Here is an 8,725-nt window from a genome sequence, read left to right as displayed (position 1 = left end):
TGCACGGCGACAGCAGGGTGATGGTGGTGGTGTGTTTGGAGACAGCCAGTTTACCAGCACCCTGTCTGTCAACTTCCACTTTCCCAGGATCCCGCGAAGAACCTAAAAAAAGCGGCAATCCGAAGATTGCCGGGAGGAATGTAGTGAGGCGACCTGACGTGGGTTGAGCGGGTCGCAGGGGCAAGCCCCCGATGGCGAAGCAAGGCCGTTGCCGGCCTCCCTTCTTACAGCCACCCGGGATGTGCTCGCTCATCCCGGGGGCCACTTGCCTGTCGGCATCCCCGCAGCAATGGCCGCGGGGTGCCCTTGGTTCCTTACAGCATGTCCGCAATGGCGGCCTTCATCTCGGCCGGCCAGACGCCGACCTGGACCTGACCGATGTGCTCTTTTTGCAGCAGCAGCATGGCCAGACGGGATTGGCCGATGCCGCCGCCGATGGTTTGCGGCATGCGTTCTGCCAGCAGATCCTGATGCCAGTCGTACTGCAGGCGATCCTCGTCCCCGGTGATGGCCAGCTGACGGCGCAGGGCCTCTGCGTCCACCCGGATCCCCATGGAGGAGATCTCGAAGCTGTCTTCCAGCACCGGGTTCCACACCAGGATGTCACCGTTCAGACCCGCCAGCCCCAGCTTGCTCTCGCTGCTCCAGTCGTCGTAGTCCGGGGCACGGACGTCGTGGCGTTCGCCGTGAGAGAGGGCGCCACCGATACCGATGAGGAAGACCGCTCCCAGCTCTTTGGCGATGGCGCGCTCGCGTCCCTTGGCATCGAGGTCCGGGTAGCGGGTCAGCAGCTCTTCACTGTGCAGGAACTGGATATCCGCCGGCAGGAAGGGGGTCAGCTCATGCTCGGCGCAGACCGCGCGCTCGGTGGCCTTGATGGCGGCCCAGATGCCGCGCACCGTCTCCTGCAGATAGGCCAGATCCCGGCGCTCGCTCGGCATCACCTTCTCCCAGTCCCACTGATCCACGTAGACGGAGTGGATGGGGGTGAGGCGGTCTTCGTCCGGGCGCAGCGCCTTCATGTGGGTATAGATGCCCTCGCCCGGGCCGAAACCGAAGCGGCCCAGGGTCTGGCGCTTCCACTTGGCCAGGGAGTGGACCACCTCATAGCTGTGCTCCGGCAGGGTTTTCACCTTGACCTGCACTGCATGCTCGCAGCCGGAGAGGTTGTCCTGGGTGCCGTCACCGACCCGGCTCAGAATGGGGGCTTGTACCTCCATCAGGCCGAGTTGCAGTGCGAGTTGGCGGGAGAACATCTCTTTGACGAAGCTGATCTGCTGTTGGCTGCGGATGTAGTGCTGTTTCATGCTGAATTACCTGTCGTGAACCCGTTGAATGCGGTGATTCTTCAACAGAATGCCAACTAAATTCAATATTCGATAATTGAAATAGGCTTTGTGTGTTTTTTTCTTCAAAATAAGCCATCAATTAATGATGAATCATTAAAAGGAGCGCAAAAAAGTGTCAGAAAATTATCGGATCGATAATCTCGATCAGGCCATCCTCTCCGCCCTGATGGAGAATGCGCGCCTGCCTTACGCCGAGCTGGCCAAACAACTGCTGGTGAGCCCGGGCACCATCCACGTGCGGGTAGAGAAGATGAAGCAGGCGGGCATCATCGAGGGAACGCGGGTGCAGGTGAACCCCAAGAAGCTGGGCTACGACGTCTGCTGCTTCATCGGGATCAACCTCAAGAGCGCCAAGGATTACCCGTCGGCCCTGGCCAAACTGCAGGCGCTGGACGAGGTGGTGGAGGCCTATTACACCACGGGCCACTACAGCATCTTCATGAAGGTGATGACCCGTTCCATCGACGAGTTGCAGACGGTGCTGATCCACAAGATCCAGACCATCGACGAGATCCAGTCCACCGAGACGCTGATTTCGCTGCAAAACCCGATCCTGCGGGATGTGAAGCCTTGAGTCGGGTGGTCTGAGGGGGGCGTAGAGATCCCTCTCCCGTGCGAGACCCTGTTCGCGCAGCAGAATTTGACCCTGCGGGATAGGGCACCCTGAACGGTGGATCAGGGTTCGATATAGGGGATGCCGTATTTGTCGTAGAGGGCCTTGAGCCGGCCGTCCCGCTTCATGTGCAGCAGTTCGGCATCATAGGCGGCCATCAGGGCCGGGGTGTCGGCATCGGCCCGGGAACGGGTCCAGACATTGAAGTAGGGGCTGGTCTTGAGGGGCTTTGGCAGGTAGTCGAGCTTGCCCTCCAGTCCCTCCTCTCTTATCTGGGTGAAGGCGGTGACCAGGGACATGGGCACCACGTCGATGCGACCGGCGATGAGTTTGCGCAGTTGCAGCTGGTTGATGGGGATCTCCTGGAAGTGATAGCTCGGGTCTGTCATGGCCACCGCGAGCTCGGGGGTATAGGAGAAATCCCGGGTGACACCGATGCGCCAGGGTTTGAGATCCGTCAGATGGTCATAATGGATCCGGCCTGCGGACTCCTTGCGTATGAAAAAGTGCCAGCTATGGAGCATATGGGCCTGTTTGGGGTAGAGCAGATAGGCCTCCCGCTCCGGTTTGTAGGAGTGGGTCAGCAGCAGATCATAGAAGCCGCTTTCGGCATTGCGGGTGAGCCTGGCCCCCGAATCGATGAGCTCAATCCTGATGGGAGTATGGAGCGTGCCGAAGATGGCGGTGACGAGATCAACATCCAGCCCGCGAGGGTGTCCCTGTGCATCCAGCCACTTGAGAGGGGGCTCCAGGATGCCACCAATGACCAGCTCCCTGGCTGACAGCCAGCAGGGCAGCAGCAAGCAGAATACGAGCAAGCGTCGCACGTTACATCTCCTGAGCACTCGGGACGGGGTCGCATCCGGCAGGGACTGTGACCGGCACCTATCTAACTAGAGACGACCACGGATGGCAAACCCTGAAATGGGGAGGGGACAAACGAACGGTGCCGGTGGGAGGGGGGCGGGCTGCCTCGACAGGCCGCCCCGTGGCAGAGTCGGGCGGGATGGACAAGCCACTCGCCGGTTGTGGGCGGGAGGGTGGTCGGCATGAAACGTGTGCGAGGTTGCCTGCCTCAGGTTGCCTGACACTGTTTCATCTGGGTGTTGAGGGCCTGCATCACCTGACGACGGCTGATGATGCCCGTCACCTTGCCTCCCTCCATCACTGGATAGACCTTGGGTCTGGCCCCGGCCATCTGGCGGGCGAGATCCACGATGTTGTCATCAGGAGAGACGAACAGCGGGGTCCGGCTCATCAGATCTTCGACCAGAGTACGGGTGTCGCAGTGATAGCTGCCCGTGAGCAGGGCGGGAATGCAATCCTGCTCGGAGAGAAATCCGACGAGGTGCTGATGGTCATCCAGTACCGGCAGGCCCCCCAGGTTTGCCCGATGGAGTCTGTCCAGCGCCTCGGCCAGACCGAGGCCGGGGTGCAGTGAGTGGGTCAATGGCTGCATATGATCGCGAATTTGTAGCATGATGGTGGCTCCATGGGGGTCGATGGGGCCACTATGCCCGGTGGCCGTGACAGGGGGCCAATGGGTTTTGCCTCGGACATCGATAGGTCATGGCCGATGAATGGGCCCTCCGTGCGATCCTGCATGGATCGGGGAGGGCGACAACCACAAGGAGAGGGTATGCGTGCATTGGTAACGGGCTGTGGCCGTCGCCTGGGATTCTATCTGTGCGAGCAGCTGGTGGCCGCTGGCTGGCAGGTGACGGGCAGCTATCGCAGCGAACGGCCCGAGTTGGATCGTCTGCGAGACGTGGGCGTCGAGCTGGTACAGGCGGACTTCACCCGGGAAGAGGAGGTGGGCGCCGTGGTGACGGCGCTGGCGGCCCATGAGGATCTTGCCCTGATCATCCACAATGCCTCCGCCTTCGAGCTCCAGGCGGCGGATCCTGCGGTGCAGCTGGCCCAGTTTGATCAGTTCTACCGGGTACACATGGCGGCTCCCTTCCAGCTCAACCGGGCGCTGGCCCCCGCCCTTGCTCGCCAGCCCAACGGGGGCATCATCCACATCACCGATATCTACATCCATGCCCCGGCGCCCCAGTTTGCCGCCTACGTGGCCACCAAGGCGGGAGCCCATTCCCTGGCCATGAGCTTTGCCCGCGAACTGGCACCCGCTGTGCGGGTCAACACCATAGAGCCTGGCCCCATCCTGTTTCTCGACGAGCACGGGGATGACTGGCGCCAGCAGGTGCTGGCGAAGACGCCGCTGGCGCGGGAAGGGGGTCTGGAGCCCATCTGGCAGGCGGTACAGATGCTGATGGAGAACGACTACATGACCGGGGCCAGCATCCGGGTGGACGGGGGGCGCGCCCTCGCCGTCATCTAGGGCATGGCGGGCCGCCATGACATGAGGCGCCTTTGGGCGCCTCATGTGTGTGAACGGCTCAAGGGTGCCGGATGGCGGCGTGCCGGGAAGGGGGGCCGGGGTGGCCGTTGCCGGGAAGCAGGGCCTCGTCTTGCTGGCAGAGATGGATGGGGGCCTGGCCGATGCGCTGCTTCGCAAACACCTTGCTGCCCGGCAGGCCGAGGGTCACCTTGCCGGAGTCCACACTGCCGCCCTGATACATCTCCGCCAGCAGATCCCCCAGGTAGGCATCCACCCCGGCCTCGGCGAAGTCATCCCGTTCGCCGCAGGCCAGTATGTCGATGTCCAGTGGCCTGTCCGCCACCTTGCACAGGGGGTTGCTGCGATCCCGGCCATGGGCCAGCTCCATGGTGACAAACTCGGCCTTGAGCTGGGCGGGAGAGAAGTCGCTCTGGACGACGAACAGGCAGTTGAGGAAGTCGTGGCGCGAATGCATGCCCACGGGCTTGGTCTGGATGACGGAACTCAGGTGAAGGCGACCAAAGCGGGCCAGCAATTCGGCGACGGCCTGACTGACGTGCAGGGCGGGGTCGAGATTGGATCCAATGCTACAGAGGTAAAACATGCTTTCCATTCCTTGGGTTGGGCTCGTCTGAAATATATACGCAGCTCACGGTTATGGGATTCACTATGAATTAACATGTCGTTATCTGTTGTGATCCAACGCTGATTGGCAGAAAGGAGGTTTGCATGAGCGTAGAAATGAAATGGGCACTGTTGGCCGCGTCAGGGGCCCTTGCCATGATCATTGTCATCTGTGTGGCGTCCGTCGGCCTGGCGTGAATCCGGCCTCGGTGAGCAATCAAACCGGCTTTATGGCCGGTTTTGCTTTTTGGGGCAGTGCGGATATGCTGGCTCCCCCATGACGAATCGAGACCGCAGAAGATGACCAAGGTTCGGCCCCGCTCCCTGCTCCAGGTAGTACTGATGGGCTTCGTGCTGGTGCTGATGCCCCTGGGGGGCATGATCTGGCACGACAGTCAGGCTCTCTCCCACCTGGGCCAGCTCACCAGCGACGAGATGGAACGTGCGGTGCGGGACACTCGCCGGGCGACGCTGCTCTCCACTCAGGCCATCGATCTGGAGCGCACCCTGCGCCGCTATGCGGTCCTGGGTGATGATCGCATCCTGGCCAGCTATCGGCAGCAGCTGGTGCGCTACCGGGAACTGCTCGCGACTCATCAGGACTCCATTCCGGATGCCGAGGTCTACGGAGATCTCGAGGCGACGCTGGTCTGGCTCGACGGCCTGCAGGATCTGCGCAAGGTCAGGCAGGAGGCGACCAGCCCCCGTTTCACCGACTTCAACGAACTGAACCAGCAACTGGAGGTGGTCACCCGTAGCCAGGTGGATGATCACGTGACCCGCATGCGGGGCGCCATCGTGGAGCTGAAACAGCAGATCTGGTGGGTCAGCGGCTTCGTGGCCGGGCTCAGCCTGCTGCTGGTACTGCTCTTTACCTACCTCATCATCCACCCGGTACGTCAGATTGAGTCGCGGATCCTGAGTCTGGGCGCCGGCGTCGAGCCGGATCAGCGCCCGGTGGACGGCCCGGCCGAACTGGTGCTGCTGGGGGAGCGGATCAGCTGGCTGCACGACAAGCTCAAGGAGCTGGAACAGCAGAAATACCAGTTCCTGCGCCACGTATCCCACGAGCTGAAAACCCCCCTTGCCGTGCTGCGAGAAGGGGCTGATCTGCTCTCGGAGCAGCTGGTGGGGCCCCTCAACGGGGATCAGCAGGAGATCTGCCAGATGCTGGAGGAGAACAGCCGCCGTCTGCAGACCCTAATCGAGCGGCTGCTCGACTTCAATCGCCTCAGCCAGCAGGAGGTGTTCACCCTGTCCGAGGTGCCCCTGGCGCCCTTGTTGTCAGACTTGTCCGAAGAGTACCGGCTCGCGCTGGAATCCAAGCAAATCAGTGTACACTTGCCGCCCGAGCCCATCAGCCTGCGGGCAGAGCCCTACCGCCTGCGACTCATCCTCGACAATCTCTTTTCCAACGCGGTCAGCTATGGCGCCAGGGGCGGACAGATCTGGATCCGCGCCGGGGCGGGGGCGGGCGGCGGCTGGCTGGAGGTGGCCAACGAAGGGCCTGTCATCCCGCCAGACGAGCGGGAGCGCATCTTCGAGCCCTTTGAACAGGGCAGCATAGTGCGTCAGGGATTGCTGAAAGGCTCCGGCATGGGCCTCTCCATTGCCCGTGAGTCTGCCATGAGTCTGGGCGGCGAGCTCAGGCTGATCGAGGATGCCCAGGCGGATGTCTGTTTCCGGCTGGATTTGAACGTGCGCCCGAGCTGACGGGCGTGGCGGCGACTCCGCAGGTGCGGGTGGCGCCTTGACACCGAATATTGAGAGGAGCGGGCAGGTGCCTGCTCCCCACCAGGATCTGAAGTGACATTCAAGATGAAACGATTTGTGATTCCCGTATTGATGATAGGCCTGCTCGCTGGCTGTTCCCTGCTGCCTTCTACCAGCCTCACCGAGCCTTCCCAGGAGGCGATCGCCAGGCGGATGGAGTTTGCCAACAAGGAGATGCAGGTGCGCCTGCAATACTCGGACTGGCTGCTGGCCAGCCATCCCCAGCAGCGGATGCAGGAGCGCCAGCGACTGGCCGGCGCCACCGACCTCGAGAGCCGGGTCAGCCTGGCCATGGTCAACACCCACCCGTCCGAATCGGTGGCCAGCCGCCGGGCCGGGCTGGATCAGCTGAAAGCTCTGTTGCCGGAGCTCGGTCTCGATGCCCAGGCCTTCCTGCGCAGCTGGATCGCCCTCGGGGAGGAGCTGCTGGTGCGAGACAGCCGCCGCGACGATCAGAGTCAGGAGGTGAAGCGTCTACGCCAGCAGATAGAGCAGCTCTCCGCCATCGACGAGCAGCTCAACCAGCGTAAGCTCAATGGGGGAGGTCAGCCATGACAGCTTCGGACAGCGCCGCAATGACCGCGTTTTTCGCCAAGAGGGGGTGAGAGCATGAGCCGTATTCTGCTGGTGGACGATGATGCCAGCCTGCTCAAGCTGATGAGCATGCGCCTGCGCAGCCAGGGTTACGAGGTGGATACCGCCGACAGCGCCGAAGGAGCGCTGGACAGGCTGCGCCAGCAACGGGCCGACCTGGTGCTGAGCGATCTGCGCATGGGGGGCATGGACGGGCTGGCGCTGTTCGAGCGGATCCAGTCCCAGTGGCTCGGCATGCCGGTGATCATCATGACCGCCCACGGCACCATTCCCGACGCCATCCAGGCGACCCGCTCCGGGGTGTTCAGCTTCCTCACCAAGCCCATCGACAAGGACGAGCTGCTGGTCACCATAGAACATGCTCTCAGCCTGACCCGTCCGAAGCAGCAGCAGGAGTGGCAGTCCCTCATCCAGACCCGCAACCCGCAGATGGAGCAGTTGCTGATCCAGGCGAGCAGCATCGCCACCATGGACGTGCCCGTGCTGATCCTGGGCCCCTCCGGCGCCGGCAAGGGGGTGATGACCCAGGCGCTGCACCAGGCCAGCCACCGCCGCGACAAGCCGCTGCATACCATCAACTGTGCGGCTCTGCCCTGGCCCGTGCTGGACTTGCAGCTGTTTGGCGAGGATGGCCAGTCCGGCCTGTTTGCCGAGGCCAAAGGCGGCACCCTCTTCCTCGACGAGATAGGGGATCTGTCGGAGTCACTCCAGGCCAAGTTGCTCCAGGTGCTGGCGGAGTATGGTCAGGGTACCCCCGAGGTGCGGGTCATCAGCTCCAGCCATCAGGATCTGGTGACCGCCATGGAAGAGGGGCGTTTTCGCGAGGATCTCTTCTACCGCCTCAACGTGGCCAACATCACCCTGCCGTCGCTGAGCGCCCGCAGCGAGGACATCCCCCTGCTGGCCCGTCAGGCGCTGGACGATTACCGCAACCGTCACCCCGATTGCGCCGCCCTCGGCTTCTCGCCGGAGGCGCTGGCCCTGCTGGCCGCCGCGGCCTGGCCGGGCAACGTGCGCCAGCTCTGCGGGGTGGTGGAGCAGCTCGCCAGCCTCTGCTGCAGCCCGGTGATCGGCGCGGCCATGGTGGAGTCGGCCCTGAGTGGCGGCGGTGGCGGTATTCCCTCGTTCAACGAGGCGCGGGCCGAGTTCGAGAAGGAGTACCTGATCCGGCTGCTGCGCACCACGGAGGGGAACGTGACCCTGGCGGCCAACATGGCGGGGAGAAACCGCACCGACTTCTACAAGCTATTGAATCGGCACGGCATCGAGGCGGCAAATTTCAAGTCGAAGGGATGAATGACAGAGGGGCGGGGGGGGGGGGGGGGGGCGGCCCCCCGCGGTCTCACACTAACTTCCAGCCGCCCGCGGGCGGGCCCCGCCGGGGGTGTGAGTGTTGTTTGTGTGGGGGCGGCCCCCCGACCCCCTCCA

Annotated in this window: 10 protein-coding genes; 6 read left to right on the top strand and 4 right to left on the bottom strand. The window is 63.1% G+C overall.

Translation table 11 applies throughout. From position 1 onward, the window contains the following. Positions 1-314 precede the first annotated feature (314 nt). The gene (asnA, locus tag PG883_RS21540) at positions 315-1,307 is read right to left on the bottom strand and encodes an aspartate--ammonia ligase (RefSeq protein ID WP_270808092.1); all 993 of its coding nucleotides are present in this window, start codon (positions 1,305-1,307) and stop codon (positions 315-317) included. A gap of 154 nt (positions 1,308-1,461) precedes the next feature. Between asnA and asnC the strand changes: the two genes are divergently transcribed. Further along, entirely contained in the window at positions 1,462-1,923 is a 462-nt protein-coding gene (gene asnC / locus PG883_RS21535) for a transcriptional regulator AsnC (protein ID WP_041214272.1), read from the top strand. Between the two features lie 101 nt (positions 1,924-2,024). Here the strand turns inward: asnC and PG883_RS21530 are convergent, their stop codons facing one another. Together PG883_RS21530 and PG883_RS21525 are read right to left on the bottom strand one after the other, a co-directional pair. Beyond that, positions 2,025-2,780, bottom strand: a complete 756-nt coding sequence (locus tag PG883_RS21530) for a substrate-binding periplasmic protein (RefSeq protein ID WP_406568581.1) — start codon at positions 2,778-2,780, stop codon at positions 2,025-2,027. Between the two features lie 257 nt (positions 2,781-3,037). Beyond that, positions 3,038-3,442 (bottom strand): CBS domain-containing protein, encoded by a 405-nt coding sequence (locus PG883_RS21525; RefSeq protein WP_029314862.1) that lies wholly within the window; start codon positions 3,440-3,442, stop codon positions 3,038-3,040. A gap of 159 nt (positions 3,443-3,601) precedes the next feature. Here PG883_RS21525 and PG883_RS21520 point away from each other — a divergent pair, with 159 nt between their 5' ends. Continuing rightward, a complete protein-coding gene (locus PG883_RS21520; RefSeq protein WP_182976247.1) occupies positions 3,602-4,306 on the top strand; it encodes an SDR family oxidoreductase in 705 nt (234 codons plus the stop codon). Between the two features lie 58 nt (positions 4,307-4,364). Here PG883_RS21520 and folK read toward each other — a convergent pair whose 3' ends face one another. Continuing rightward, entirely contained in the window at positions 4,365-4,910 is a 546-nt protein-coding gene (gene folK, locus PG883_RS21515) for a 2-amino-4-hydroxy-6-hydroxymethyldihydropteridine diphosphokinase (RefSeq protein ID WP_143236948.1), read from the bottom strand. A 125-nt stretch (positions 4,911-5,035) separates the two neighbouring features. On the opposite strand from folK, the gene cydH reads away from it, so the two are divergent. The 4 genes from cydH to PG883_RS21495 all read left to right on the top strand — a co-directional run bounded on the left by cydH (position 5,036) and on the right by PG883_RS21495 (position 8,593). Further along, the gene (cydH, locus tag PG883_RS21510) at positions 5,036-5,128 is read left to right on the top strand and encodes a cytochrome bd-I oxidase subunit CydH (RefSeq protein ID WP_010675981.1); all 93 of its coding nucleotides are present in this window, start codon (positions 5,036-5,038) and stop codon (positions 5,126-5,128) included. Positions 5,129-5,230: 102 nt separating this feature from the next. After that, positions 5,231-6,643: a sensor histidine kinase gene (locus PG883_RS21505; protein ID WP_270808086.1), complete on the top strand. Its 1,413-nt coding sequence runs from the start codon at positions 5,231-5,233 to the stop codon at positions 6,641-6,643. 105 nt (positions 6,644-6,748) lie between these two features. Beyond that, entirely contained in the window at positions 6,749-7,258 is a 510-nt protein-coding gene (locus PG883_RS21500) for a hypothetical protein (RefSeq protein WP_039039694.1), read from the top strand. Between the two features lie 54 nt (positions 7,259-7,312). Then, complete coding sequence (locus tag PG883_RS21495) at positions 7,313-8,593, top strand: sigma 54-interacting transcriptional regulator (protein WP_270808084.1); 1,281 nt, start codon at positions 7,313-7,315, stop codon at positions 8,591-8,593. The last annotated feature ends 132 nt before the right edge of the window (positions 8,594-8,725 follow it).

Source organism: Aeromonas sp. QDB25, assembly GCF_027707725.1.
In the GTDB taxonomy this organism is placed as follows: domain Bacteria; phylum Pseudomonadota; class Gammaproteobacteria; order Enterobacterales; family Aeromonadaceae; genus Aeromonas; species Aeromonas caviae.
This window is presented reverse-complemented; position numbering and strand designations above follow the sequence as displayed.